General features: G+C 72.2%; 22 protein-coding genes. 7 read left to right on the plus strand and 15 right to left on the minus strand.

Annotation, left to right across the window (positions count from 1 at the left end; translation table 11 throughout):
- Window positions 1-63: 63 nt before the first annotated feature.
- Together ACP4IX_RS23090 and ACP4IX_RS23095 are read right to left on the minus strand one after the other, a co-directional pair.
- Window positions 64-678 (minus strand): DNA-3-methyladenine glycosylase I, encoded by a 615-nt coding sequence (locus ACP4IX_RS23090; protein WP_426556507.1) that lies wholly within the window; start codon window positions 676-678, stop codon window positions 64-66.
- On the minus strand, window positions 675-1,031 hold the full coding sequence (locus ACP4IX_RS23095; RefSeq protein WP_426523773.1) for a DivIVA domain-containing protein: 357 nt from the start codon (window positions 1,029-1,031) through the stop codon (window positions 675-677). Before ACP4IX_RS23095 ends, ACP4IX_RS23090 begins: the two co-directional genes overlap by 4 nt.
- 268 nt (window positions 1,032-1,299) lie before the next feature.
- Here ACP4IX_RS23095 and folP point away from each other — a divergent pair, with 268 nt between their 5' ends.
- Window positions 1,300-2,160 carry a dihydropteroate synthase gene (folP, locus tag ACP4IX_RS23100; protein ID WP_426523792.1) on the plus strand — a complete coding sequence of 287 codons (861 nt, stop codon included), beginning with the start codon at window positions 1,300-1,302 and terminating at the stop codon, window positions 2,158-2,160.
- 169 nt (window positions 2,161-2,329) lie between these two features.
- Here folP and ACP4IX_RS23105 read toward each other — a convergent pair whose 3' ends face one another.
- Together ACP4IX_RS23105 and dapE are read right to left on the minus strand one after the other, a co-directional pair.
- Complete coding sequence (locus ACP4IX_RS23105) at window positions 2,330-3,088, minus strand: TIGR00730 family Rossman fold protein (RefSeq protein ID WP_191884459.1); 759 nt, start codon at window positions 3,086-3,088, stop codon at window positions 2,330-2,332.
- A gap of 108 nt (window positions 3,089-3,196) precedes the next feature.
- The gene (gene dapE / locus ACP4IX_RS23110) at window positions 3,197-4,276 is read right to left on the minus strand and encodes a succinyl-diaminopimelate desuccinylase (RefSeq protein WP_426523772.1); all 1,080 of its coding nucleotides are present in this window, start codon (window positions 4,274-4,276) and stop codon (window positions 3,197-3,199) included.
- Between the two features lie 84 nt (window positions 4,277-4,360).
- On the opposite strand from dapE, the gene ACP4IX_RS23115 reads away from it, so the two are divergent.
- On the plus strand, window positions 4,361-5,365 hold the full coding sequence (locus ACP4IX_RS23115) for a heavy metal transporter (protein WP_426523771.1): 1,005 nt from the start codon (window positions 4,361-4,363) through the stop codon (window positions 5,363-5,365).
- Between the two features lie 320 nt (window positions 5,366-5,685).
- Window positions 5,686-6,132, plus strand: coding sequence for an ATP-binding protein (locus ACP4IX_RS23120; protein WP_426523770.1), 447 nt, complete (start codon window positions 5,686-5,688; stop codon window positions 6,130-6,132).
- Between the two features lie 123 nt (window positions 6,133-6,255).
- Here the strand turns inward: ACP4IX_RS23120 and ACP4IX_RS23125 are convergent, their stop codons facing one another.
- Complete coding sequence (locus ACP4IX_RS23125) at window positions 6,256-7,401, minus strand: bifunctional succinyldiaminopimelate transaminase/glutamate-prephenate aminotransferase (RefSeq protein WP_426523769.1); 1,146 nt, start codon at window positions 7,399-7,401, stop codon at window positions 6,256-6,258.
- A 124-nt stretch (window positions 7,402-7,525) separates the two neighbouring features.
- On the minus strand, window positions 7,526-7,846 hold the full coding sequence (fdxA, locus tag ACP4IX_RS23130) for a ferredoxin (protein ID WP_003973842.1): 321 nt from the start codon (window positions 7,844-7,846) through the stop codon (window positions 7,526-7,528).
- A 140-nt stretch (window positions 7,847-7,986) separates the two neighbouring features.
- Between fdxA and ACP4IX_RS23135 the strand changes: the two genes are divergently transcribed.
- Both ACP4IX_RS23135 and ACP4IX_RS23140 read left to right on the plus strand, forming a co-directional pair.
- Window positions 7,987-8,994 carry a GNAT family N-acetyltransferase gene (locus tag ACP4IX_RS23135; protein WP_426556508.1) on the plus strand — a complete coding sequence of 336 codons (1,008 nt, stop codon included), beginning with the start codon at window positions 7,987-7,989 and terminating at the stop codon, window positions 8,992-8,994.
- A gap of 30 nt (window positions 8,995-9,024) precedes the next feature.
- Complete coding sequence (locus ACP4IX_RS23140) at window positions 9,025-9,888, plus strand: transglutaminase-like domain-containing protein (RefSeq protein WP_426556509.1); 864 nt, start codon at window positions 9,025-9,027, stop codon at window positions 9,886-9,888.
- Window positions 9,889-9,962: 74 nt separating this feature from the next.
- Here ACP4IX_RS23140 and ACP4IX_RS23145 read toward each other — a convergent pair whose 3' ends face one another.
- The 4 genes from ACP4IX_RS23145 to ACP4IX_RS23160 form a co-directional block, all read right to left on the minus strand.
- Window positions 9,963-12,329, minus strand: a complete 2,367-nt coding sequence (locus ACP4IX_RS23145; protein ID WP_426556510.1) for a hypothetical protein — start codon at window positions 12,327-12,329, stop codon at window positions 9,963-9,965.
- Window positions 12,330-12,486: 157 nt separating this feature from the next.
- On the minus strand, window positions 12,487-12,909 hold the full coding sequence (locus tag ACP4IX_RS23150; RefSeq protein ID WP_426523765.1) for a DUF6113 family protein: 423 nt from the start codon (window positions 12,907-12,909) through the stop codon (window positions 12,487-12,489).
- Complete coding sequence (gene mshB, locus ACP4IX_RS23155) at window positions 12,906-13,781, minus strand: N-acetyl-1-D-myo-inositol-2-amino-2-deoxy-alpha-D-glucopyranoside deacetylase (RefSeq protein WP_426523764.1); 876 nt, start codon at window positions 13,779-13,781, stop codon at window positions 12,906-12,908. Before mshB ends, ACP4IX_RS23150 begins: the two co-directional genes overlap by 4 nt.
- A 522-nt stretch (window positions 13,782-14,303) precedes the next feature.
- Complete coding sequence (locus ACP4IX_RS23160; RefSeq protein WP_030145837.1) at window positions 14,304-14,498, minus strand: hypothetical protein; 195 nt, start codon at window positions 14,496-14,498, stop codon at window positions 14,304-14,306.
- Window positions 14,499-14,694: 196 nt separating this feature from the next.
- On the opposite strand from ACP4IX_RS23160, the gene ACP4IX_RS23165 reads away from it, so the two are divergent.
- Window positions 14,695-16,836, plus strand: a complete 2,142-nt coding sequence (locus ACP4IX_RS23165) for a prolyl oligopeptidase family serine peptidase (RefSeq protein WP_426556511.1) — start codon at window positions 14,695-14,697, stop codon at window positions 16,834-16,836.
- Window positions 16,837-16,934: 98 nt separating this feature from the next.
- Here the strand turns inward: ACP4IX_RS23165 and ACP4IX_RS23170 are convergent, their stop codons facing one another.
- Genes ACP4IX_RS23170 through ACP4IX_RS23190 form a run of 5 tightly spaced genes read right to left on the minus strand, consistent with a single transcriptional unit; the run spans window position 16,935 to window position 22,542 of the window.
- Window positions 16,935-18,011 (minus strand): ABC transporter ATP-binding protein, encoded by a 1,077-nt coding sequence (locus tag ACP4IX_RS23170; RefSeq protein WP_426556512.1) that lies wholly within the window; start codon window positions 18,009-18,011, stop codon window positions 16,935-16,937.
- Window positions 18,004-18,987: an ABC transporter ATP-binding protein gene (locus ACP4IX_RS23175; protein ID WP_426523761.1), complete on the minus strand. Its 984-nt coding sequence runs from the start codon at window positions 18,985-18,987 to the stop codon at window positions 18,004-18,006. Before ACP4IX_RS23175 ends, ACP4IX_RS23170 begins: the two co-directional genes overlap by 8 nt.
- A gap of 8 nt (window positions 18,988-18,995) precedes the next feature.
- Window positions 18,996-19,991: an ABC transporter permease gene (locus ACP4IX_RS23180; protein WP_426556513.1), complete on the minus strand. Its 996-nt coding sequence runs from the start codon at window positions 19,989-19,991 to the stop codon at window positions 18,996-18,998.
- Window positions 19,984-20,907, minus strand: coding sequence for an ABC transporter permease (locus ACP4IX_RS23185; RefSeq protein ID WP_426523759.1), 924 nt, complete (start codon window positions 20,905-20,907; stop codon window positions 19,984-19,986). The genes ACP4IX_RS23180 and ACP4IX_RS23185 overlap by 8 nt, the downstream gene beginning before the upstream one ends.
- A gap of 9 nt (window positions 20,908-20,916) precedes the next feature.
- Entirely contained in the window at window positions 20,917-22,542 is a 1,626-nt protein-coding gene (locus ACP4IX_RS23190; RefSeq protein WP_426523758.1) for a peptide ABC transporter substrate-binding protein, read from the minus strand.
- 525 nt (window positions 22,543-23,067) lie between these two features.
- Here ACP4IX_RS23190 and ACP4IX_RS23195 point away from each other — a divergent pair.
- Window positions 23,068-24,096: an ABC transporter permease gene (locus ACP4IX_RS23195; RefSeq protein ID WP_426523757.1), complete on the plus strand. Its 1,029-nt coding sequence runs from the start codon at window positions 23,068-23,070 to the stop codon at window positions 24,094-24,096.
- Window positions 24,097-24,122: the final 26 nt, after the last annotated feature.

The following is a 24,122-nucleotide window of genomic DNA, read 5'->3' on the forward strand; positions in this document are numbered from 1 at the left end:
GGCCGGCCCGGGACCGCCGGGCCGGCCGGCCCGGGCCCCGCTCCCGCCTGAACGGCCTCGTCCTCAGGCCCGCCCGGAGAGGGTGACCCCGGACGGGCTTCTGCGCGCCACGCATGTCTCCAGGTGGTCGTCGACCAGTCCGCAGGCCTGCATCAGCGCGTACGCCGTCGTCGGGCCGACGAAACGCAGGCCCCGCTTCTTCAGCGCCTTGGACAGCGCCGTGGACTCCGGTGTGACGGCCGGTACGTCGGCGAGGGTCCTCGGGACCGGGCGGCCGGCGGGGTCCGGGGCGTGGGACCAGATCAGCTCGTCCAGCTCGCCGGGGGCCCACTCGGTCAGCACGCGCGCGTTGGCGAGGGTCGCGTCGATCTTGGCGCGGTTGCGGATGATGCCCGCGTCGGCGAGCAGGCGCTCGCGGTCCTCGTCGGTGAAGGCCGCCACCTTGGTGATCTCGAATGCGGCGAAGGCGGTCCGGAAGCCCGGGCGGCGGCGCAGGATGGTGATCCAGGACAGGCCGGACTGGAAGGCCTCCAGGCTGAGGCGTTCGAACAGGGCGTCGTCGCCGTGGACCGGGCGCCCCCACTCCTGGTCGTGGTAGGTCACGTAGTCCGCGGTGGACAGGGCCCAGGGGCAGCGCGGCGCGCCGTCCGGTCCCGCGACGGCCTCCCCGGCGCTCACTGCTCCTCCTCCTGGGCCGGCTTCTCCAGGGAGACGTGCTGAGGGGCGGCGGCCCGGGCGCCGGCCAGCGCGGACTCCAGGTCGGCGATGCGGGCGTCGCGCTCGGCCAGCTCGGCGCCGAGGCGGCCGAGGGCGTCGTCGACGTCCGCCATGCGGTAGCCGCGGGCGGCGAGCGGGAAGCGGAGGCGTTCCACGTCCGCGCGGCCCAGTGGGCGGTCCGGGGGCAGGGAGTCCGGCAGCCGCTCGGGGGCGGCGTCGGGCAACGGCCCGCTGTCGCCGCCGCTCACCACGGCGAGCGTCACCGCGGCGACCACGACGGCCAGCGCGATGACGAGGAACAGGAACATGACCATCGCTGGGGCCCCCATGGTCGGGTCGGGCGTGGCGATCGCGCGGCTTCGAGGCTTCGAGGACTCGAGGCTTCGGCGGATCGCGTGGCTGGTTGGATCGGAGTCGGAGTCGGTTGTGTCGGGTCCGATCGTGCCATGCGAGTCTGGCAGTCGGGGCCGCAGGCGGTCGAAGCCGCACACGAGGACCGGATTCGGAGGCCGAGTCCGGGGGCCGGCCCCCAGGCCGAGAGCGGGACGTGAGAACGGTATGGACGAGGAGATGTCACAGGGGATGCTCAGGCTGGGCAGGCGTGAATTCGCGGCGCACGAGCCGGTCGTCATGGCGATCGTGAACCGGACCCCGGACTCCTTCTACGACCGGGGGGCGACCTTCCACGACGAGCCCGCCCTCGCGCGCGTGGAGCAGGCGGTGGCCGAGGGCGCCGCGATCATCGACATCGGCGGGGTGAAGGCCGGGCCGGGTGACGAGGTGTCGGCCGAGGAGGAGGCGCGGCGGACCGTGGGGTTCGTCGCGGAGGTCCGGCGGCGCTTCCCGGACGTCGTGATCAGCGTGGACACCTGGCGGCACGAGGTCGGCGAGGCCGTGTGCGAGGCGGGGGCGGACGTGCTGAACGACGCGTGGGGCGGCGTCGACCCCAAGCTCGCGGAGGTCGCCGCGCGGTACGGGGCCGGACTGGTCTGCACGCACGCCGGCGGCGCGGAACCGCGGACCCGGCCGCACCGGGTGACGTACGACGACGTCGTGGCCGACATCCTGAAGGTGACTCTGGGGCTGGCCGAGCGGGCGGTGGCGCTGGGTGTGCCGCGGGAGTCGGTGCTGATCGATCCCGGCCACGACTTCGGGAAGAACACGCGGCACAGCCTGGAGGCGACGCGCCGGCTCGGGGAGATGGTGGAGACGGGGTGGCCGGTGCTGGTGTCCCTGTCCAACAAGGACTTCGTCGGGGAGACGCTGGACCGGCCGGTGAAGGAGCGGCTGCTCGGGACGCTGGCGACGACGGCGGTGTCGGCGTGGCTGGGGGCGCGGGTGTACCGGGTGCACGAGGTCGCGGAGACGCGGCAGGTGCTGGACATGGTGGCGACGATCGCCGGGCACCGGGAGCCGGCGGTGGCTCGGCGGGGGCTGGCGTAGGCGGGGCGAGGGCGGCGCGGACAGGACGCGGGGCCGGCGGGGACAGGGCGGGCCGGAGCCCGGTGGACCCCGCCCCGTCGCCCCGCCACGCCCCGCCGCGCCGCCCTGGCCGACGCCGGGCGAGCGGCGTCGGGCGGGCGGCGTCGGCAGCGCCCCGGTGCGAGCGGCGCTAGCGGCCCGCCTCCTTGGAGACCAGGGCCACCGCCTCGTCCACGTCGTCCGTGACGTGGAAGAGCAGGAGGTCCTTCTCCGCGGCCTTGCCCTGGGCGACCAGGGTGTTGCGCAGCCAGTCGACCAGCCCGCCCCAGTACTCGGAGCCGAACAGGACGATGGGGAAGCGGGTCACCTTCTGGGTCTGCACCAGGGTGAGCGCCTCGAAGAGTTCGTCGAGGGTGCCGAGTCCGCCGGGCAGGACCACGAAGCCCTGCGCGTACTTCACGAACATCATCTTGCGGACGAAGAAGTAGCGGAAGTTCAGGCCGATGTCGACGTACGGGTTGAGCCCCTGCTCGAAGGGCAGCTCGATACCGAGACCGACCGAGGTGCCCTTCGCCTCCAGGGCGCCCTTGTTGGCCGCCTCCATGGCGCCGGGGCCACCGCCGGTGATGACCGCGAAGCCGGCCTCCACCAGGCCGCGCCCGAGCCGCACGCCCGCCTCGTACTCCGGTGAGTCCACCGCCGTACGGGCGGAGCCGAACACACTGATCGCGGGCGGGAGTTCGGCGAGCGTGCCGAAGCCCTCGATGAACTCCGACTGGATGCGCAGGACGCGCCACGGGTCGGTGTGGACCCAGTCGGTCGGGGCACGCTCGTCCAGCAGGCGCTGGTCCGTGGTGCTCTTCTGGACCTGGCCCCGCCGCCGGAGGACAGGGCCCAGGCGCTGCTCCTCCGGTGGCCGCTTCTTGCCCTCGGGGTTGCCAGTAGCCATGCGCGCTCCCTCCAGTTGCAGGTTCTTCCACCTCAGCGTAGATCCACGCGGGTTACGTGCGAGGGACCTCAGCATGTCCGCCACGCAGCGGCGCAAACCCGGTTCGGATCACGCCGTCAGCCAGGACCGCAGGCGCTCCTCCCCCGCGAGGACCTTCGCCACCTCCACCCGCTCGTCGCGCTTGTGCGCCAAGTGCGGGTTGCCCGGCCCGTAGTTGACCGCCGGGACGCCGAGTGCCGAGAAACGGGACACGTCCGTCCAGCCGTACTTGGGCTGCGGGGTGCCGCCCACCGCCTCGATGAAGGCGGCGGCGGCCGGGTGGGAGAGCCCCGGCAGGGCCGCGCCGCTGTGGTCGTCGACCACGAACTCCGCCACCCCGCAGTCCGCGAAGACCTCCCGCACGTGGGCGAGGGCGTCCTCGGGGCTGCGGTCCGGGGCGTAGCGGAAGTTGACCGTGACGACGCACGCGTCGGGGATGACGTTGCCCGCCACCCCGCCCGTGATGCCGACCGCGTTCAGGCCCTCGCGGTACTCCAGGCCGTCGATCACCGGGTAGCGCGGCTCGTACGCGGCCAGGCGCGCGAGGATCGGGGCGGCGGCGTGGATCGCGTTGGAGCCCATCCAGGAACGCGCGGAGTGCGCCCGCTCCCCCGTCGTCTTCAGCAGCACCCGCAGCGTGCCCTGGCAGCCGCCCTCCACCTGGCCGTCCGACGGTTCGAGGAGCACCGCGAAGTCGCCCTCCAGCCACTCGGGGTGCGCCTCCGCGACGTGCTTCAGCCCGTTCAGCTCGGCGGCGACCTCCTCGTTGTCGTAGAAGACGAAGGTGAGGTCGCGGTTGGGGGCCGGGACGGTCGCCGCGATGCGCAGCTGCACCGCGACGCCCGCCTTCATGTCGCAGGTGCCGCAGCCCCACAGGACCCCGTCCTCGTCCAGCCGGGACGGTACGTTGCCGGCGATCGGGACGGTGTCGATGTGACCGGCCAGGATCACGCGTTCCGCCCGGCCCAGTTCCGTGCGGGCCAGCACGTTGTTGCCGTACCGCCGGACCGTCAGGTGCGGCAGGGCGCGCAGGGCGCTCTCGATGGCGTCCGCGAGCGGCTCCTCGGTGCCGCTCTCGGAGGGGAAGTCGACGAGTCGCGCGGTCAGCTCCGCGGCGTCCAGCGTGAGGTCAAGCGGGGTATCGGCCATGGCCCCGACCCTAACGCCATCGCCCTTTCGGGCAGGGTTCGTGCCCGGCGTCCACCACACCCTGCCCTCCAGTACCTTGTACGCGTGCTTCAGCCGTCACCCACCCGTAAACGCCGTGGCCGCCTGCTCCGTTCCGGGGCGTCCTTGGTGGCCCTGCTCGCGGTCGCCGGTTACCTCGCGGTGCAGTACGTCACCGGAGGCGCGGGCGCTCCGGGCTGCAAGGTCGTCTCGAGCGAGGACGGCGGCGCCGCCTACGAGTTCACGCCGGAGCAGGCGGCGAACGCGGCGACGATCACCGCCGTGGGCACCGCGCGCAACCTGCCGGAGCGGGCGGTGACGATCGCGCTGGCGACCGCGCTGCAGGAGTCGTCGCTGCGCAACATCGACCACGGCGACCGCGACTCGCTCGGCCTGTTCCAGCAGCGCCCCTCGCAGGGCTGGGGCACACCGGAGGAGATCATGGACCCGGCGTACTCGGCGGGCCTGTTCTACGAGCATCTGGTCGAGGTGCCCGGCTACACGCGCCTCCCGCTGACCGTCGCCGCCCAGCGTGTGCAGCGCAGCGGGTTCCCCCAGGCGTACGCCAAGCACGAACCGGACGCCACGCTGCTCGCCGCCGCGCTGACCGGGCGGTCCGCGGCGACGCTGACCTGCGAGGGACGTCCGGCCGCGGCCCGGGCGCAGGGACCGGGCGCGGTCCGGGCGGCGCTCGTGCGGGACTTCGGGCAGGACGTGCTCCGGCCGGCCGGCGCGGCGGTGGACGGCGCCTCGGCGGCGTCCCCGGCCTCGCCGTCGCGGTCCGCGGGCGCCTCGGGACCCGCCGGTGACGCGGGCGGCTCCGGCGGGCGGACCGTGACGCTGCCCGTGACCGCCGGCCCGGGTGCGGAGGAGCATCCCGAGCGGCGCGGCTGGCAGTTGGCGCACTGGGCGGTGGCCAACGCCTCGCAACTGCGCATCGAGCGGGTCTCGTACGCGGGCCGGGAGTGGACCGCGGGGAACACCGACAGCAAGTGGTACCCGACGGACGCCGACGGTGCGCGGGGCGCGGAACGGGCCGCGGGATCGGTCAGGATCACGTCCGCACGGTAGTGCTCACCCGTACGAGCCTTCACTCCGGGGAATTACCCGCAGGGGCGTCACGTCGACGCGGTGCGCCACCTTCGCCCCCTCACTCCGGAATCCGCCGGAGCCCAGGAGGATCAAGGGCTGTAAGGATTCGTCAGACTTTCCGGCAGCAGCCTTTTTGCCCGTTTTTCGGGGCACCTGATAATGCGACGCGTTACCAATTCTTTACGTCGGGTCGCCGCAACCTTCGGGGCCTTCGAGCGGTAGTCACTGCGTCCGAGCCGGTCGATCACCAACCGGACACGGTCGATTTCCTCACCACTGACTTCCGTCGAAGGAGCATCATGTCCCTCCCCCTGACCCGCCGGATCGCCCGTGCCGCGCTGCTCGTCGCAGCGGGAGCGGCTGCCGGGGTCGGTGCGGCCGGCTCCGCCAGCGCGGCTGCCGAACTGCCGGCCACCCCGAACCTCGGGGGACTGACCGCCCTGGACGGGGCGAACGTCGGCAACACCGTCGACTCCGCGGCCCAGAACGTCACCGAGACCGCGGGCGAGACCGGCGGCAAGGCCGTCCAGAAGGGCGTGCCGGCCGCGGGCAAGGCCGGTGGCTCGGTCGTCAAGAAGGCCACGCCGGTGGCGCAGAAGGCCGCCGGGGACGCGGCGGGCTCCACCGGGGACATCATCGGCGACACGGCGCAGACGGCCACGAAGGGCGGACTGCCGACGGACGCGCTGGGCAAGGGCGCGCTGGGCAACGGCGGGCTGCCCGTGCAGGGACTGCCGCTCGGCTGATCGCCTGTCCGTACGGCGCCGGGGCCCAGGGTTCGTTTCCTGGGCCCCGGCGTTTCGCGTGCCTGCGCCGGTGCGGTGGGCGGGGCTGCCCGGCGCCCTGGCCGGGCAGCCGGGCGTCAGCCGTCAGGCCCCCAGGCGTCGGACTGCGGCGCGGACGCGGTCGTCCGTCGCCGTGAAGGCCACGCGGACGAAGTTCCCGCCCGCCGGGCCGTAGAAGTCCCCGGGAGCCACCAGGATGCCGCGTTCCGCCAGGTGGGCCACCGTGTCCCAGCAGGACTCGTCGCGGGTCGCCCAGAGGTAGAGGCTGGCCTCGCTGTGCTCGACGCGGAAACCGTGGCCGAGGAGCGCCTCGCGCAGGGCCGTGCGGCGGGCCGCGTAGCGCTCGCGCTGGACGCGGACGTGCTCGTCGTCGCCGAGGGCCGCCACCACGGCCGCCTGGGTCGGTGCCGAGGTCATCATGCCGCCGTGCTTGCGGATCTCCAGCAGGGGGCCCAGGACGTCCGGGTCGCCCGCCAGGAAGGCCGCCCGGTAGCCGGCGAGGTTGGAGCGCTTGGAGAGCGAGTGGACGGCGACCAGGCCGTCGTACGAGCCGCCGTTGACGTCCGGGTGCAGGACGGAGACGGGGTCGGCCTCCCAGCCCAGCTCGAGGTAGCACTCGTCGGAGACCACGAGGACGCCGTGCTCGCGGGCCCAGGCCACGATCCGGGTCAGTTCGGCCTGGGACAGCACCTTGCCGGTCGGGTTCGACGGGGAGTTGAGCCACAGCAGCCTCAGGCCCGCCGGGTCCAGCTCGGTGGGGTCGTCGTACGCCTCGTACTCCGCGCGGGCCAGGCGCGCGCCGACCTCGTACGTCGGGTAGGCCAGGCGGGGGAACGCGACCCTGTCACCGGGGCCGAGGCCCAGCTGGGTCGGGAGCCAGGCGACGAGTTCCTTGGAGCCGACGACGGGCAGGACGTGGCGGTGGGTGACGTCGCGGGCGCCGAGGCGGCGCCCGACCCAGCCGGTGATCGCGTCGCGCAGTGCCGGGGTGCCCCAGACGGTCGGGTAGCCGGGGGAGTCCGCCGCGTCGATCAGGGCCTTCTGGATCAGCTCGGGGACCGGGTCGACCGGGGTGCCGACGGAGAGGTCGACGATGCCGTCCGGATGCGCGGCGGCCGTCTTCTTGTACGGCTCCAGCCTGTCCCAGGGGAAGGCCGGAAGGCGGTCGCGCAGCGACTCCGTGGAAGGGTGGCGGCGGGCGACGGGCGGGGGGTCGGAGACTGCGGACACGGTTACTGGCTCACTTTCTCGATGCGGCCTGCGCGGTCGGCACGGGGAAACGCCTCGGTCCCGCACGGCACCGATCGGGAGCGATCAGCCGTACGGGACCGAGGTGGTGCGGCGCGGGCCGCTCCTACTGGTTCTGCGGCGGCAGTGCGGCGACGAAGGGGTGGTCGCGCTCGATCAGCCCCAGCTTGCTGGCACCACCGGGCGAGCCGAGCTCGTCGAAGAACTCGACGTTCGCCTTGTAGTAGTCCTTCCACTCCTCCGGAGTGTCGTCCTCGTAGAAAATCGCCTCGACCGGGCAGACCGGCTCACAGGCACCACAGTCGACGCATTCGTCCGGGTGGATGTACAAGGACCGCTGGCCCTCGTAGATGCAGTCGACCGGGCACTCCTCGATGCACGCCTTGTCCTTCACGTCGACACAAGGCTGCGCGATGACGTAGGTCACGCTGTCGTTCCTCCTCGATTGGGCGCTGGCGGGCCTCCTCAGGCTCCGCCGCCTGGCGCGCGGGAGCGCGGCGTCGTCGATGCCCGCCTCTAGTATCTCCGTTCTTGGGCATGATCCGAACAGGAGGGGTGAACCGACCCGTGGAAATCTCTGCCGCAGGACGCCTCGAGGTCCGCATCACCGCTTCTGACGTGGGCAAACGAGTCTCCGTCCGGCGCTTGAGCGATGCTGGTGCCCCGGGTGAGAAGTTCACCGACACCGTGGGCGTTCTCACATCATGGGACGACGGTGTGCTGCTGATCACAAAGAAGAGCGGGGAGTCCGTGCGTGTCGCGGAGGCGGCGCTGGTCGCCGGGAAGGTCGTGCCGCCCGCGCCCGCGCGCCGGCGCGGGCCCGCCGCCTCCTACGAGGAGCTGGCGCGGGTCGCCGCGCGGGCCTGGCGGCCGGTGGAGAGCGAGCGGCTCGGCGAGTGGGAGCTGCGGGCCGCCGCCGGCTTCACCCGGCGGGCCAACTCCGTCCTGCCGCTCGGCGATCCGGGGCTGCCGCTCGACGAGGCACTGACCGCCGTACGCCGCTGGTACGGCGCACGCGGCCTGCCGGCGTACGTCCAGACCGCCACCGGGGCCGCGGGCACGCAGGAGCTGCTGTGCGCGGAGCTGGAGCGGCGCGGCTGGGTGCGGGAGGTGACGGCCGAGGTGTGGACCGGTGCTCTGGCTCCGGTCGCCGACCTGGCGGAGGGGACCGGCGCGGTCCTGTCCCGGGAGGCGGACGAGGCGTGGCTGGCGCGGTACCGGCGCAAGGGCGTGAGTGACGTGGCCCTGAGGGTACTGGGCGGTGGGGAATCGGTGTGGTTCGCGACGGTGCCCGGGGCGGACGTCCCGGCGGCGATCGGGCGGTGTGCCGTGGACGGGCGGTGGGCCTCCTTCGCGGCCGTCGAGGTCGACCCCGCGCAGCGGCGCCGGGGACTCGCGACCACCGTCATGGCCGCCCTGGCCCGGCGGGCGCTCGACGAGGGGGCGTCGGCGGCCTGCCTCCAGGTGGAGACGGACAACGCGGGGGCGCGGGCGCTGTACGCCGGGATGGGCTTCGCCGCGCACCACGCCTACCACCACTACCGGGAGCCCACGGATTCCGGGGCGGACCGGTAACCGATCGCCGTGAAAGGGCACGAGCCAGCCATGCGTCATCCCCGTCCCCCGTCCCCGGAACGCTCCGCCGAGCTGCGGCGGCGGTTCGCCGAAGAGGCGCGGTCCGAGCGGCCCGACCTGGCCACGCTGTGCCTGCTGGTGGGCGCGGAGGCGGACGGGGCGCTGGACGAGGCGGGGCTGGACGCGGCGCAGATGGAGCTCGACCGGCTCGCCGGACAGCTGCCGTTCCGGCCGGGCACGCCGCGGGCCTGGGCGGCGGCGCTGCGGGACCTGCTCGGCGGGCGGTATGGGTTCCACGGGGCCGCCGCGGACTACCGGCGGCTGGAGTCGTCGTTGCTGCACGAGGTGCTGCGGCGCCGGCGCGGGCTGCCGATCCTGCTGTCGGTGGTGTGGCTGGAGGTCGCCCGGCGGGCGGGGGCGCCGGTGTACGGGGTCGCGCTGCCGGGGCACTTCGTGGTCGGGTTCGGGCCGGAGTTCAGGCCGGAGGAGGAGCGGGTGCTCGCCGATCCGTTCGACGGGGGCCGGGTGCTCAGCGGGAACGACGCGGAGGTGCTGGTAGCGGGGGCGACGGGGGCCGCCCTGCAACCGTCGATGCTGGAGCCCGCGGCGCCGCTGGAGGTGGTGTCGCGCATCCTGAACAACGTCCGGGCGTGGGCGGCGGCCCGGCCGGAGCGGTCGGACGTCGCCCTGTGGGCGATCGAGCTGGCGTTGCTGCTGCCGGCGCACGCGGCGCGATTGCGGTACGAGCGGGCCCGGTTGCTGGTGCAGCGGGGGGAGTTCTCGGCGGGGGCCGGGGAGCTGGAGGCGTACGCGGACGTCGTGGGGGCGGTGGACGAGGCGGTCGCGGAGCAGGTGCGGGGGGAGGCGCGGGCGGCCCGGGCGATGCTGAACTGACCACCGACGGACCGAACGCCTGCCTGCGCCGAGGGGGCGCCCGGCACTCGCCGGGCGCCCCCTCGTGAGTGACGTCAGCTGGGGTCGGTCTCGATGACCGCGACGCGGTCGGTCTTGCTCTTCAGGGCCTGGCGCAGGGCGCCGTAGACGTCCTCGGGGGTGACGGGCGTCTTCTCACCGTTGGCGCGGGTGATGAGCACACCGTCGAACGCTCCGCCGTAGAGGTCCTCGAGGGCCTTCAGGTCGGGCTTGTCGACCAGCTTGCCGTCGACGGCGGTGACCCGGAGGAACTTCCACAGGGACTTCTCCGGACTCATCGGGACGGAGTGCGCGGCGTCGGTCCGCACGGTCACCTTGGCCGACATCGCCGGCTCGGCGAACTCCTTCATCATCCGGTCGACCTCGGCCTTGGAGACCGTGGGCTGCTGGGTGGTGGTCGGCACGTTCACGGGGGTGGCGGTGCCCGTCTCCACCTGGGCGCGGTACGCCGCCTGCACGGCCTCGGTCGACTTGCCGACGTCTATGCCCTTGCCGGCCTTGCCGTAGACCGGGACGGCCTTGCCCGCCTCGAACGCGATGGTGCCCTCGGTCACCGACCCGGCCCCGCCGGCGGCGTCCTCCAGGGCGGCGTGCAGCTTCTCCTCGTCGACGGGCATGACCGGGTCGACGACCCGCTGCTGCCCGAAGAGGGAGCCGATCACGGAGACCGGGTTGTAGTCGCTCGTCGCCGCGGCGCTGGCCGTGGCCTGCGTGTCGAGCTGGAGTCCCGCCTGGTCCGGCTTCAGGGAGACGGTCTCGCCGCCCACCGTGAGCTTGAGCGGCTTGCTCGCGCGGGCGGCGAGGACGTCGTCCAGCTTCTCGACGGCGTCGTCGCGGGTACTGCCGCCGATGTCGACGCCGAGCACGGTGGTGCCCTTCGGCACGTCGGAGCGGTTCATGAGCAGGCCGGCGCCGTAGGTGACGCCGGCGATCACGACCAGGCCGCCGACGAGCAGGGAGAGCTTGCCGCGCCCCTTCTTCTTGGCCGGCTTGGCGGAGCCCGCCGGGGGCGCGGAGACCGGCTCCGGCAGCTTCGGGGGCGTGTGCGGCCGCGGTCCGTCGGCGGACGCGCCCTGGAACGGAACGTTCCGGTCGGTCGGCACGACGGGGATGCCGCTGGTGACGGTGTTGCCGGAGACGTGGTCCGGGTTGCCGTAGCCGGGGGTGGCCGGCTCGGGGGCCGGCTTCTGCGGGGTGAGGATCGCGGTGTCATCGCTGAGACCGCCGCTGAGACCGCCGCTGTGTGAGCCGCTCGGGCCGCCGCCGGGGCCGCGCCGGGCGGCATCGGGACCGGCACCGGGGCCTTGGGGCCTGCCGGGACCACCCGGACCGCCGGGACCACCGGGGCCGCCGGGACCACCGGGGCCGCCAGGGCCACCCGGACCGCCCAGGCCGTGGAATGCGGGCCCGCGCTGTCCGTCGGACGCGCCGGGGCCGCCGAGACCGCCGGCCGGGGGCGGCGCCAGCGTGCTGTCCCCGGTGACCGGGCCGCTGGTCGGGCCCGCGGGGCCCCGGGTGTCGCCGTACGGGGACTGCCCGGTCGGGCCGCTGTGCGCACTGCCGGAACCGGAGCCTCGGCCGCCCTGACCGTTCCCGGAGAAGAACGACGGGTCGTCGCGGCGCGGTTCGGTGCCGCTGTCGGCACCCGGGCGGCTGCCGTTGCCGTTGCCCAGCGGCCCCGCCGCCAGTGCCTCGGTGACGTCGAAGGAGCCGGTGCCGCCGCCGTGGCCGGGCGCCACGGGTCCGCCGGTCGCCCCGGAGAGGCCGGCGCCCTTGGCGGAGCCGGGGCGGGAACCGCCCGGCACGTTCATGGAGCCGACGACGCCACCGGGACGGGCACTCCCGCCGCCCGGGTGCGCACCGTTACCGGTACCGGACGCACCGGCACCCGGGCCCGCGGAAGCGGCACCCGGCGTACCGGTCGTCACACCCGAACCGGCGCGCAGACCGGCGCCGTTGGTGGAGCCGCCACCCGGAGTGCCCTTGCCGGGGCCGGACTTGCGCGGCGCGAACCAGTCGCTGGTCGGCTTGTCCTCGCCGGGCCGGGCGTGCTGCTCGGGCTCGGCGGACGTCTCGACGGCGCCCGGGGGCGGCGCGGCGGCGCTCGGCGCCGGCGCGGGCCACTCGGCCGTCGTCTCCGTGTCACCGGGGGCGTCCTCGGCGTCCGCGACGGGCTTGCGCACGACGACCGGCGGAATGGGCCGTGATCCGGGGATGTTGATCCGGATGCGGGTCGTCACCGTCGTCTCGGTCTTGCGGTCCTCCGGCCGCGAGGCCGAACGGCCCGCGTCCGCACCGGCGTCGGAAGCCATGGGTGTCCCGTAGGGCGGGGTGCCCGAGGGGTATGCGGCTCCGCCGCGCCCGTGGGGCCCGGAGGACGAACTGTCAGTTTCACGACTCAAGGCAGGTTCTCCCGGTTGGCTCCGCCGCCCGTCACACCTTCACAGCGGGCGGCTCGGCGGCGCGCACCACCATACTGGCCACTTCTGACGCGTATCCCGTGACCGTTGGGGAAACCCACACCGGACTCGCACGCCCGCGTCATGGCGAAGTAGTACGTCATTTGCGAAGTCGGACGGCGTCGCCGTCCGGTTGCCGCACCGGCGCGAGGGTGGCGCAGATCACAGCGAGAGCGATCCCGCCGAGCAGGAAAAGATAGGTGCCGCCGCCGGCGGCGAAGAGGAAGTCGCCCTCGGGACGGCTGGTGGTCAGCAGGATCACGGCGAGGCCCCATCCGACGGCGGGCGCGACGGCCCCGCCCCGGCGCCCGACGGCCCGGCCCGCGCCGAGGCAGAGTCCCGCCTCGGCGGCCAGCGCGAGCAGCAGCCCGCCCGGGAACCATCCCGGCTGCACCAGCGCCCCCGCCGCTCCGACGACGGCGCCGAGCACGAAGAGCCCCAGGTAGAGGGCGATCCGCCCGAGGGACGGCGCGTGCAGCGGCCGGGCCAGGGCGGAGGTCGCCGGCTCGGTACGCCCGCTCACGGCGCCTCCCCGGTCTCGATTCCGGCGAACAGGTCGCTCTCGCGCCCGTGGCCGTCGTCGGCCCGCTCGCCGCGGACCAGTTCGTAGTACTCGGTGGTGAAGACCGGCTGGGCCAGTTCGTTGGAGAGGACGAAGTACGGTCCGGCCACGGTGATCTGCGTGGCGTGGGCGCGCATGGCGGCGGTCTTGGCGGCGTTCGCGCTGCCCTCGCCGCGGATCTCGGTGGTGATCCGTTCGTCGTCGACGACGCCCGGTACGTCCTCGACGCCGGCCGCCTTCTCGAAGGGCAGGCCGGGCAGCTCGTCGCGGAGGCGGGCGAAGGCGTCCTCGGCGACGGTGCGCGGCACGCGGTTCCAGTAGACCTTGGCGACCGGGCAGCCCGCCTCGGCGGCCAGCTCGGCGGCGCGCATGGCGATGCGGTGGGCCTGGATGTGGTCGGGGTGGCCGTATCCGCCCTCGGGGTCGTAGGTGACGAGGACCTGCGGACGCACCTCGCGGATCACCTCGACGAGGAGCTCGGCGGCCCGGTCGACGTCGGCCTGCCACAGGCAGCCGGGGTCGTCGTTGTCGGGCAGTCCCAGCATCCCGGAGTCGGCGAACCGGCCCGGCCCGCCGAGCAGCCGGAAGTCGTCGACGCCGAGCGCGCGCATCGCGGCCGCCAGCTCCCCTCTGCGGTGCCCGCCCAGGGCCGCTCCGGACAGGTGTGCCAGCTCGGGCGGGATGACCTCGCCACGCTCACCGAGGGTGCAGGTCACCAGCGTCACGTGGGCGCCTTCGGCGGCGTACCTGGCCATGGTGACGCCGTTGTTGATCGACTCGTCGTCCGGGTGCGCGTGCACCAGCAGCAGACGCCGGGCGGGGAGTTCCGTCATGGGCTCCACCCTAAGAGGCGTCGGCCCCGTCCCTGTAACGCGGGAGACCGTCCGTGCGAATCGTCCACTTCGCGACGGTGACCTCCTCGCCGCAGACGCGGGCCGCGGCGGGTGGGCATCCGGCGGTCGCGGCGCGGGCAGCCGGTCACCGCGCGCGTCGGTGCCCTCGCCGCGGAGGGTGCTGCCGATGACGTACGGCGCGAGGCGGAGACCGCGACGGACCGCCGAGCGGCTCCCCCGGCGCGGGGTTCAGCGGTACGGCACGGCGTGACGGAGGGGCGAGCATGCCGGTGGGCCGGGAGGTGGACGCCGACGGTGACCGGGCACTATCCGTAGTCGGTGGGACGGCAGTCGGGGTGCCGTACGCGGTCGAGAACTGATCCGGCGACTGCCGGCCCGGAGGAGGGCGCACTCCGCTCAGAGCGTGAACGCATTCCGCCGAATGTCCTCCAGGCGCTCAAATGAGCGACTCAAGGACAGAGATGCCGAAGTGTTCACGCTTCAGGGGAGTGGGCCGCCTCCTCAGAAGTTGATGCTGCCGATCATCCCCGCGATGTTCGTCGTCAGCTCACTGATCGTGGGAGCGATCGTCGACGAGGCCAGGTAGAAGCCGAGGAGCATGCACACGACGGCGTGCCCCGCCTTCAACCCCGACTTCTTGACCAGCAGGAAGACGATGATCGCCAGCAGCACAACCGCCGAAATCGAGAGTGCCACGGCGGCTCACCTCCAATAAGCCCAGGGACATGGGGGGGTCGGACGCAGTCGAACGCAGGAAACCTTGGGACAGATAAATCCACGCAGCGGGCACCTGGTTGATACCCACCATGCGCCAGTGATCATAACTATCCATGCGCGCGCATCTCTCGGCGCACAGCCGCACAAGGGGGCGCATGGCCAATATGGTCAGGGCATGACGACCGAGTCCGACTCCTTCCCCAAACGGCACGCCCGCACCCAGCGGTTCACGCTCGGCGCGCCGCGTTCGTTCACTGTGGCGCCCGATGGTTCGCGGGTCGCCTTCCTGCGCTCCGGCACCGGCACGGACCGGGCCAACTCGCTGTGGGTCCTCGATGTCGAGGAGGGCGGCGAGCGCGTCGCCGCCGACCCGCGCGCCCTCCTGGGCGGCGCCGAGGAACATCTCTCGCCCGAGGAGCGGGCACGGCGCGAGCGCAGCCGCGAAGGCGGCGCCGGCATCGTCGGCTACGCCACCGACGCGGCCGTCGAGCTGGCCTCTTTCGCATTGTCAGGGCGGCTCTTCGCGGCCGAGCTGCGGGCCGGTACGGCACGCGAACTGTCCACCCCCGGCCCGGTGATCGACCCGCGCCCCTCCCCCGACGGCCGGCACATCGCCTACGTCGCCCAGGGGGCGCTGCGGGTCGTGGGGGCCGAGGGGGACGGCGACAGGGCACTGGCCGAGCCGGACGCGGAGGGCGTCGCCTACGGGCTCGCCGAGTTCGTCGCCGCCGAGGAGATGGGGCGCGGCCGGGGCTTCTGGTGGGGTCCGGAGTCGGACCGGCTGCTGGTGGCGCGCGTGGACGACACGCCGGTGAGCCGCTGGTGGATCTCCGACCCGGCCCACCCCGAGCGTGATCCACAACACGTGCGGTACCCGGCGGCGGGCACCGCCAACGCGGACGTGCGGCTGTTCGCGATCGGGCTCGACGGGGGGCGCACGGAGGTTCTCTGGGACCGGGCGCGGTATCCGTATCTGGCGCGCGTGCACTGGTCAGCGGCGGGTGCGCCGCTCCTCCTCGTACAGGCGCGCGACCAGCGCAGCCAGCTGTTCCTGGCCGTGGACACCGAGTCCGGGGCGACCCGGATGGTGCACGCCGACGAAGATCCGATTTGGCTGGAACTCTTCCCCGGCGTCCCCTGCTGGAGCCCCTCCGGGCAGCTCGTGCGGATCGCCGACGAGGGCGGCGCGCGCGTCCTGGCAGTCGGTGAACGACTGCTCACCGGAGCCCAGTTGCATCTGCGGGCCGTACTGGACGTCTCCGGCGACGACGTGCTGGTTTCCGCTTCGGCCGGCGAGGAGGCGGCCGAGCCGGAGACGGGCGAAGTGCACGTGTACCGGGTGAACGAGCTCGGTGTGGAGCGCGTCTCGCAGGAGCCCGGCGTGCACGCGGCGGTGCGTGCCGGGGGCGTGACCGTTCTCGTCTCCGCCACTCTCGACCGGCCGGGCGCCCGGGTCCAGGTCCTGCGGGACGGGAAGCCGGCGGCGACCGTCGCCTCTTACGCCGAAGACCCCGGTCTGTCCCCGCGCGTGACCCTCACCCAGGGGGGCGCACGCCGTGTCCCGTGCGCCGTGCTTATGCCAAGGGACTACCACGGTGACACCCCCCTCCCCGTCCTCCTGGACCCGTACGGTGGCCCGCACGGCCAGCGCGTGGTGGCCGCGCACAACGCCCACCTCACCTCGCAGTGGTTCGCCGACCAGGGGTTCGCGGTGGTCGTCGCGGACGGGCGGGGTACTCCGGGGCGCTCCCCCGCCTGGGAGAAGGCCGTCAAGGACGACATCGCCGCCGTCGTTCTCCAGGACCAGGTGGACACACTCCAGGCGCTCGCCGCCGACTTCCCGCTCGACCTGGACCGCGTCGCCATCCGCGGCTGGTCCTTCGGCGGCTATCTGGCAGCCCTGGCGGCCGTGCGCCGTCCGGACGTCTTCCACGCCGCCGTCGTGGGCGCCCCCGTCACCGACCTGCGCCTCTACGACACCCACTACCAGGAGCGCTACGTCGGCCACCCGGACGAGCAGCCGGAGGTCTACCGCCGCAACTCGGTGATCGACGACGGGGGCCTGGTCGACGCCGCCGAGCCGCACCGCCCCATGATGATCATCCACGGGCTGGCGGACGACAACGTGGTGGTCGCCCACTCCCTGCGCCTGTCCTCGGCCCTGCTGGCCGCCGGCCGCCCGCACGAGGTGCTCCCGCTGTCCGGCGTCACGCACATGACCCCGCAGGAGTCGGTCGCCGAGAACCTGCTGCTGCTCCAGGTGGACTTCCTCAAGCGGTCGCTGGCACAGCGCCGCACGGATGCGCCCACCACTTAACACGCGGGCAACTTCGCCGAATCGGCACCGATATACGGACGCGCGACGCTGGTCGGCGTGCGGCCGTGCGGGTGCCGTGAGCGGGCCGGGGAGCCATGTCACCCCGGCCCGCTGCCGCGCCCACCGCCTCCGCCGCCTTCCGCTTCCCCCTCGGGGGGCACCACCCGCTTCTCCTCCGCGAAGTGGCACGCCGAGTCGTGGGCCGCGGGGCCGGGGACCGCACGGAACTCGGCGGGCACGGCGAGCGCCGGTACCTCCAGGGCGCACCGTTCCCGGGCCTTCCAGCAGCGGGTGCGGAAGCGGCAGCCGGAGGGGATGTCGGTCGGGGACGGGACGTCGCCGGCCAGGATGATCCGCTCGCGGCGCTCCCGGGCCTCGGGGTCGGGCACGGGCACCGCGGACAGCAGTGCCTGGGTGTACGGGTGGGTCGGGTGGTCGTAGATCTCGGCGTCCCGGCCGGTCTCCACGATGCGGCCCAGGTACATCACGCCGACCCGGTCCGAGATGTGCCGGACGATCGACAGGTCGTGGGCGATGAAGATGTAGGAGAGGTCGAACTCGTCCTGGAGCCGGCCCATCAGGTTGATCACCTGGGCCTGGACGGACACGTCGAGGGCCGAGACCGGCTCGTCGGCGACGATGATCTCCGGGCGCAGGGCGAGGCCCCGCGCGATGCCGATGCGCTGGCGCTGGCCGCCGGAGAACTGGTGGGGATAGCGGTTGATGTACTCCGGGTTGAGGCCGACGACGTCCAGCAGGTGCTGCACCCTTCCGCGCCGGTCGCCCTTCGGGGCCACCTCCGGGTGGATGTCGTACGCCTCCCCGATGATGTCGCCGACCGTCATGCGGGGGTTGAGGGAGGTGTACGGGTCCTGGAAGACCATCTGGATGTTGCGGCGTACGGCCTTGAGGGCCCTGCCCGAGAGCTTGGTGATGTCCTCGCCCTTGTAGCGGATCTCCCCCGCCGTCGGCCGCTCCAGGTTCACCAGCATCTTCGCGACCGTGGACTTGCCGCAGCCGGACTCGCCGACGATGCCCAGGGTCTCGCCGCGGGCCAGTTCGAAGTCGACGCCGTCGACGGCCTTCACCGCGCCGACCTGCTTCTTGAAGAGGATGCCGGAGGTCAGCGGGTAGTGCTTGACCAGCCCCCTGACCTCGAGGATCGGCTCAGCCATGCAGGCACTCCCTCCAGAAGTGGCAGGCGCTGCCCCGTTCAGCGTCGGACTCCGTCACGTCGTAGAGGGGCGGTACGTCGGTGCGGCAGACGTCCTGGACCATCGGGCAGCGGGGGTGGAAGGCGCAGCCGGGCGGGATGCGGGTGAGGTTGGGCGGCAGGCCCCTGATGGCGTAGAGCTCCCGGCCCTTCTGGTCCAGGCGCGGGATCGACTCCAGCAGGCCGCGGGTGTACGGGTGGGCCGGCGCCTTGTAGATGTCGTGGACCGGCGCCGTCTCCACGATCCGGCCCGCGTACATCACGGCGATCTTGTCGGCGACGTCGGCGACCACGCCCAGGTCGTGGGTGATGAGGATCAGGCCCATGTGCAGCTCGCGCTGGAGTTCCGCGAGGAGGTCCATGACCTGGGCCTGGACGGTGACGTCGAGGGCGGTGGTCGGTTCGTCGGCGATGATGAGCTTCGGTTCCAGGGCCATCGCCATGGCGATCATGATGCGCTGGCGCATGCCGCCGGAGAACTGGTGCGGGTACTGCCGCACCCGCTCCTTCGCGGCCGGGATGCGGACGCGGTCCATCAGCTCGACGGCCCTGGCCCGGGCGTCCTTGCGGGACATGCCGCGGTGCACGGTGAACATCTCGCCGAGCTGGTCGCCGACGGTGAGGACGGGGTTCAGCGCCGACAGCGCGTCCTGGAAGATCATCGCCATCTCGGCGCCGCGGACCTTCCGGCGTTCCTCCTCCTTCAGCTTCAGCAGGTCCCGGCCCTCGAAGAGGACCTCGCCGGCGGTGATCCGGCCCGGCGGCGTGTCGAGGATGCCCATGACCGTCTGGGCGGTGACGGACTTGCCGGAGCCGGACTCGCCGAGGACGGCCAGGGTCTCGCCCGCGTCGACGCCGTAGCTGACGCCGTTGACGGCCTTGGCGACGCCGTCCCGGGTGCGGAACTCCACGTGCAGGTCGCGCACTTCGAGCAGCATGCGGCGGCTCACCTCAGCTTCGGGTCGAGGGCGTCGCGCACCGCGTCGCCGAGCATGATGAACGCGAGGACGGTGACGGCGAGGGCCCCGGAGGGCCAGAGCAGGGCGTGCGGTGCGTTGCGCACGTAGGGGGCGGCGGCGGAGATGTCGATGCCCCAGGAGACGCTGGGCGGCTTGAGGCCGACGCCGAGGAAGGACAAGGTCGCCTCCAGGGAGATGTAGGTGCCGAGCGCGATGGTGGCGACGACGATGACGGGGGCGACGGCGTTGGGCGCGATGTGGCGCAGCAGGAGGCGGGAGTGGGAGGCGCCCAGCGCCCGCGCGGCCTGGACGTAGTCGTTCTGCTTGGCGGTGATGACGGAGCCGCGGGCGATGCGGGAGATCTGCGGCCAGCCGAGCAGCACGATGAAGCCGATGACCGGCCAGACGGTGTTGCTGGTGATGACGGAGAGCAGCACCAGACCGCCGAGGACGACCGGGATCGCGAAGAAGACGTCGGTGATCCGGGACAGGATCGCGTCCCACGCACCGCCGAAGAAGCCGGCGAGGCCGCCGAGGACGCTGCCGAGGACGGCGACGCCGAGCGTGGCGAGGACGCCGACCGCCACCGACGTACGGGCGCCGTAGACGGTACGGGTGTAGACGTCGCAGCCCTGGCCGTTGAAGCCGAAGGGGTGGCCGGACTGGGAGCCCTCCTGGGCCTTGGCCAGGTCGCACGTGAGGGGGCTGCCTGAGGTGATCAGGGACGGCCAGATCGAGATGACGAACAGGAAGAGGATCACCAGGGCGGAGATGATGAAGACCGGGTTGCGGCGCAGGTCGTGCCAGGCGTCGGACCAGAGGCTGCGAGGCTTGTCCCGCGATCCGGTCCCCTCATGACCGTCCGGGCCGCCGGGTGTCTTCTCCAGCGTCACCGCCTCGCTGGCGCCGAGGTCCATCGTCCCGCCCATGCCGGTGCCGGCGACGGCGCGTTCGGGCTCGTACGGCTGCTGCTGCTCAGGCATAGCGGATCCTCGGGTCGAGTACGGCGTACAGGAGGTCGACGAGGAGGTTCGCGACGAGGAAGACGAGGACCAGCACGGTGACGAAGCCGACGACGGTCTGCGTGTTCTGCCGGAGGATGCCCTGGTAGAGCTGGTAGCCGACACCGTGGATGTTGAAGATCCGCTCGGTGACGATGGCGCCGCCCATCAGGGCGCCGATGTCGGTGCCGATGAAGGTGACGACCGGGATCAGGGAGTTGCGCAGCAGGTGCCGGGTGATGACCCGGTGGCGGGGCAGGCCCTTGGCGATGGCGGTGCGGACGTAGTCGGAGCTCCGGTTCTCCGCGATGGAGGTGCGGGTCAGCCGGGTGACGTACGCCAGCGAGACCGAGGCGAGGACCAGGCCGGGGACGATCAGCTCGCCGACGCGGGCGTCGGTGGAGACCGCCGGGTCGATCCAGCCCCACTTGACGCCGAGCAGCAGCTGGAGCAGCAGGCCGGTGACGAAGGTCGGGACGGAGATGACGACCAGGGTGAGCAGCAGGACCCCGGTGTCGACGGGGCGGCCGCGGCGCAGGCCGGTGACGACGCCGAGGACGATGCCGAGGACGATCTCGATGAGGATGGCGATGACGGTGAGCCGGATGGTGACCGGGAACGCCGTGCCCATCAGCTCGGTGACCGGCTGCCCGTTGAAGGCGGTGCCGAAGTCGCCGGTGAAGACGTTGCCCATGTAGGTGACGTACTGCTGCCACACGGGCTGGTCGAGGCCGAACTCGTGCCGCAGCCGCGCGGCGGTCGCCGGGTCGCACTCCCGGTCGCCGCAGAGTCCCGCGACGGGGTCGCCCATCACGTTGACCATCAGGAAGATCAGCAGCGTGGCCCCGACGAAGACCGGGATCATCTGGAGCAGCCGCCGGACGACGTAGCGTCCCATGGCGCCCCCTCAGCCGACCTTGATCTCGTTGTAGACGGGGACGCTGAACGGGTTGAGCTCCACGTCGGACAGCCGCTGCGAGTAGCCCGCGCTGCCGTTCTGGTACCAGAGCGGGATGGCTCCCATCTCGTCCCGCAGGACCTCCTCGGCCTGCTGGAAGAAGCCGATGGCCTTGGCGGTGTCGGTCTCGGCGTTCGCCTTGTCGACGAGGTCGTCGAACTTCTCGTCGGACCACTTGCCGTCGTTGGAGGAGGCGTTGGTGTAGTAGAGCGGCTGGAGGAAGTTCTGGATGAGGGGGTAGTCCATCTGCCAGCCGGCGCGGAAGGGGCCGCTCATCTTGCGGTCGGTGATCTGGTTGCGGAAGTCCGCGAAGGTGCCGACCGGGTTGCCCGCGCAGGCGCGGTCGTTGTCCAGGGCGTTGTTGATGGAGTTGCAGACCGCGTCGACCCACTGCCCGTGGGATCCGGTGTCGGCGTTGTACGTGATCCTGACCTGTCCGCCGGGGAGGCCGCCGCCTTCCCTGATCAGCTTCTTGGCCTCGTCGGGCCGGTACTCGCAGGCCTCGCCGCAGAGGCCCGCTCGGTAGCCGCCGTCGGCGCCGAGGACGGGTGAGGTCCAGTCGGTGGCCGGGGTGCGGGTCTGCTGGAAGATCGTGTCCGTGATCTGCTTGCGGTCGATCGCCATGGACAGGCCCTTGCGGACCTTCTCGGAGCCGGGCTTGCTCCAGTCGTCGTCGTAGAACGGGAACGCGAGTGTCTGGATGATGCCGGCCGGGGTGTTGATGTACCGGTCGCCGAGGTCCTTCTTCACGTTCTTGAGCTGGGCGGCGGGAACGTCGTCGACGAGGTCGAGGTTGCCGGCCATCAGGTCGGTGTAGGCGGTGTTGTTGTCGGTGTAGACCTTGAGGTCGACGCCGCCGTTCCGCGCCTTGTCCGGTCCCGGGTACTCCTCCCACTTGCGCAGGGACATCTGGGCGCCGCGGGTGTAGTTGTCCACCAGGTACGGGCCGTTGCCGACCGGTTTCTTCAGCCAGGCGTCGTGGTCGTCGAAGAAGGCCCGGGGCAGCGGCGCGAAGGCGGGGTAGCCGAGGGTGTCGGGGAACGTCGAGAACGTCTGGCTCAGCTCGACGGTGAAGGTGCGGGGCCCGGTCACCTTCAGCCCGGAGAGCGTGTCGGCGCTCTGCTCACCGCTCTCCGGGTGGGTCCGGTCGTAGCCGTCGATGTACGCGAAGAAGTAGGCGTTGCGCTGGTTGTTCCTCAGGCTCGCGCCGTAGTTCCAGGCGTCCACGAAGGACCGGGCGGTGACCTTCTCGCCGTTGCTGAAGGTCCAGCCGTCCTTGACGGTGATCGTGAAGTTCCGCGAGTCGGAGGTCTCGATCTTCTCGGCGAGCATGTTCTCGGCCTCGCCGGTCTCGGGGTCGTACTTCTTCAGCCCCCGGAAGATCATGTCGAGGACCTTGCCGCCCTGCACCTCGTTGGTGTTGGCCGGCTCCAGCGGGTTCTGCGGGTCGCCCCAGGAGGAGCTGAGGACCGCGCTCGTGTCTCCGCCGCTGCCGCCCCCGCCTCCGCAGGCGGTCGCCGCGAGGGCTGCCGCCGCCACGCATGCCGCCCACCTGGCGTGCCTGGCTCCGCCCATGGGGTGCCTCCTCGTGCCCAGCCGCGTCCGGCTCGTTCGCTGACTCGTCCACTGACTCGTCCACTGATCCATTACCGGCCAGCATCGGGGCAAAAGGCGCACATCGCACACGCAGGCCCCCCTTTGGAGGAACCCAACATCCCGCTGCCGGCGCCTGACGGTCCGTCGGGGCGAAGGCTCCGGCCCTCCGCTAAAGGATCTTGAATTTGGACGCAACGGATCTTCGCGATCCGATGCCGAACCGTTCCATTCCGAACCCTGGGTGTACACATTTCGACGACCTGGAGTCCGCATAACGAACGCCTTGCCTGTTTGGTCCGATTGGCCCGGCCCAGGGCACGGATCGATCACAGCACGCTACACGCGTAACTACGGTTCACCCAAGAGAAGGTAAAGAAGGTAAAGAGAAAGCCAAGCCGCTCCGGTTTTTATTGACCTTGAACGAATTGCGTTGAAAAAGTCCGGCGTAGCCCGTAGGGGGACGCCCTGCGGAGTCATCAGACCCTCCCTTGGGCCAGGAGCACCATGACCCCCCCAACTCCAGCAGCGGCTGCCCCGCTCGAGGTGACCGACGACAGCGTCGCCAAGTCGCCCACGCCCACCACCCCTCAGGGCAGCGAGAGCCGCTCTCCGGGCCGCCTGGCCTGGAAGCGCTTCAAGCGCGACCGCGCGGGCGTCATATCCGCGTGCATCGTGATCTTCTTCTTCGTGATCGCGCTCGCCGCGCCGCTCATCGCCAAGCTGTACGGCAAGGACCCGTACACCACGTACGCCAGCCAGCGCCCCGAACTGCTCGACGCCTTCTCGTACCCGGCCGGCCCCAACGGCGGTATGAGCTCGGAGTTCTGGTTCGGCATCGAGCCGCAGCTCGGCCGGGACGTCTTCACCTTCCTGCTCTACGGCATCCGGACGTCGCTGGGCATCGCGGTGGCCACCACGCTGGTCACCGCCCTGCTCGGCATCGTGATCGGCACCACGGCGGGCTACCTCGGCGGCAAGACGGACTACCTCGTCGGCCGGGTGATCGACATCCTGCTGTCGTTCCCGTCCACGCTGTTCTTCATCGCCTTCATGCCGGTCATCTACGGCCTCTTCGTCGCCCCCGACGAGAACATCCCGACCTGGCTGCGAGCCGTCTCCCTGATCATCGTGCTGTCCGGCTTCGGCTGGGCCTCCCTCGCCCGGCTGCTGCGCGGCCAGGTACTCGGCCTGCGCGAGCGGGAGTTCGTGGAGGCCGCGAAGGTCACGGGCGCCTCGCCGATGCGGATCGTCTTCAAGGAGCTGCTGCCCAACCTGTGGACGCCGATCATCATCCAGTCCACGCTGATGCTCCCGGCCTTCGTGACCGCCGAGGCGGGTCTGGCCTTCCTCGGTGTCGGCATGATCGACCCGACTCCGGACTGGGGCGTCATGATCCAGCGGGGTGCCCAGTTCTACACCGAGGACATCACCTTCATGCTCTTCCCGGGCCTCTCGATGGTGATCTTCGTCCTCGCCTTCAACCTGCTCGGCGACTCGGTGCGCGACGCGCTCGACCCGAAGTCCAAGCGCTGACCCGTCCCTCCCTCCGGTCCGTACAC

The organism is Streptomyces sp. WG5, from assembly GCF_049974565.1.
Taxonomy (GTDB): domain Bacteria; phylum Actinomycetota; class Actinomycetes; order Streptomycetales; family Streptomycetaceae; genus Streptomyces.

Excerpts from the sequence above, each read along its gene's own strand:
- folP (WP_426523792.1), top strand. The coding sequence starts at position 1,300 with ATGCTCAGGCTGGGCAGGCGTGAATTCGCGGCGCACGAGCCGGTCGTC.
- ACP4IX_RS23165 (WP_426556511.1), top strand. The coding sequence starts at position 14,695 with ATGACGACCGAGTCCGACTCCTTCCCCAAACGGCACGCCCGCACCCAG.
- ACP4IX_RS23180 (WP_426556513.1), bottom strand. The coding sequence starts at position 19,991 with ATGCCTGAGCAGCAGCAGCCGTACGAGCCCGAACGCGCCGTCGCCGGC.
- ACP4IX_RS23190 (WP_426523758.1), bottom strand. The coding sequence starts at position 22,542 with ATGGGCGGAGCCAGGCACGCCAGGTGGGCGGCATGCGTGGCGGCGGCA.
- dapE (WP_426523772.1), bottom strand. The coding sequence starts at position 4,276 with ATGGCCGATACCCCGCTTGACCTCACGCTGGACGCCGCGGAGCTGACC.
- ACP4IX_RS23170 (WP_426556512.1), bottom strand. The coding sequence starts at position 18,011 with ATGGCTGAGCCGATCCTCGAGGTCAGGGGGCTGGTCAAGCACTACCCG.
- ACP4IX_RS23175 (WP_426523761.1), bottom strand. The coding sequence starts at position 18,987 with ATGCTGCTCGAAGTGCGCGACCTGCACGTGGAGTTCCGCACCCGGGAC.
- ACP4IX_RS23185 (WP_426523759.1), bottom strand. The coding sequence starts at position 20,907 with ATGGGACGCTACGTCGTCCGGCGGCTGCTCCAGATGATCCCGGTCTTC.
- ACP4IX_RS23120 (WP_426523770.1), top strand. The coding sequence starts at position 5,686 with ATGTCCCTCCCCCTGACCCGCCGGATCGCCCGTGCCGCGCTGCTCGTC.
- ACP4IX_RS23195 (WP_426523757.1), top strand. The coding sequence starts at position 23,068 with ATGACCCCCCCAACTCCAGCAGCGGCTGCCCCGCTCGAGGTGACCGAC.
- ACP4IX_RS23105 (WP_191884459.1), bottom strand. The coding sequence starts at position 3,088 with ATGGCTACTGGCAACCCCGAGGGCAAGAAGCGGCCACCGGAGGAGCAG.
- ACP4IX_RS23140 (WP_426556509.1), top strand. The coding sequence starts at position 9,025 with ATGCGTCATCCCCGTCCCCCGTCCCCGGAACGCTCCGCCGAGCTGCGG.
- ACP4IX_RS23095 (WP_426523773.1), bottom strand. The coding sequence starts at position 1,031 with ATGGTCATGTTCCTGTTCCTCGTCATCGCGCTGGCCGTCGTGGTCGCC.
- mshB (WP_426523764.1), bottom strand. The coding sequence starts at position 13,781 with ATGACGGAACTCCCCGCCCGGCGTCTGCTGCTGGTGCACGCGCACCCG.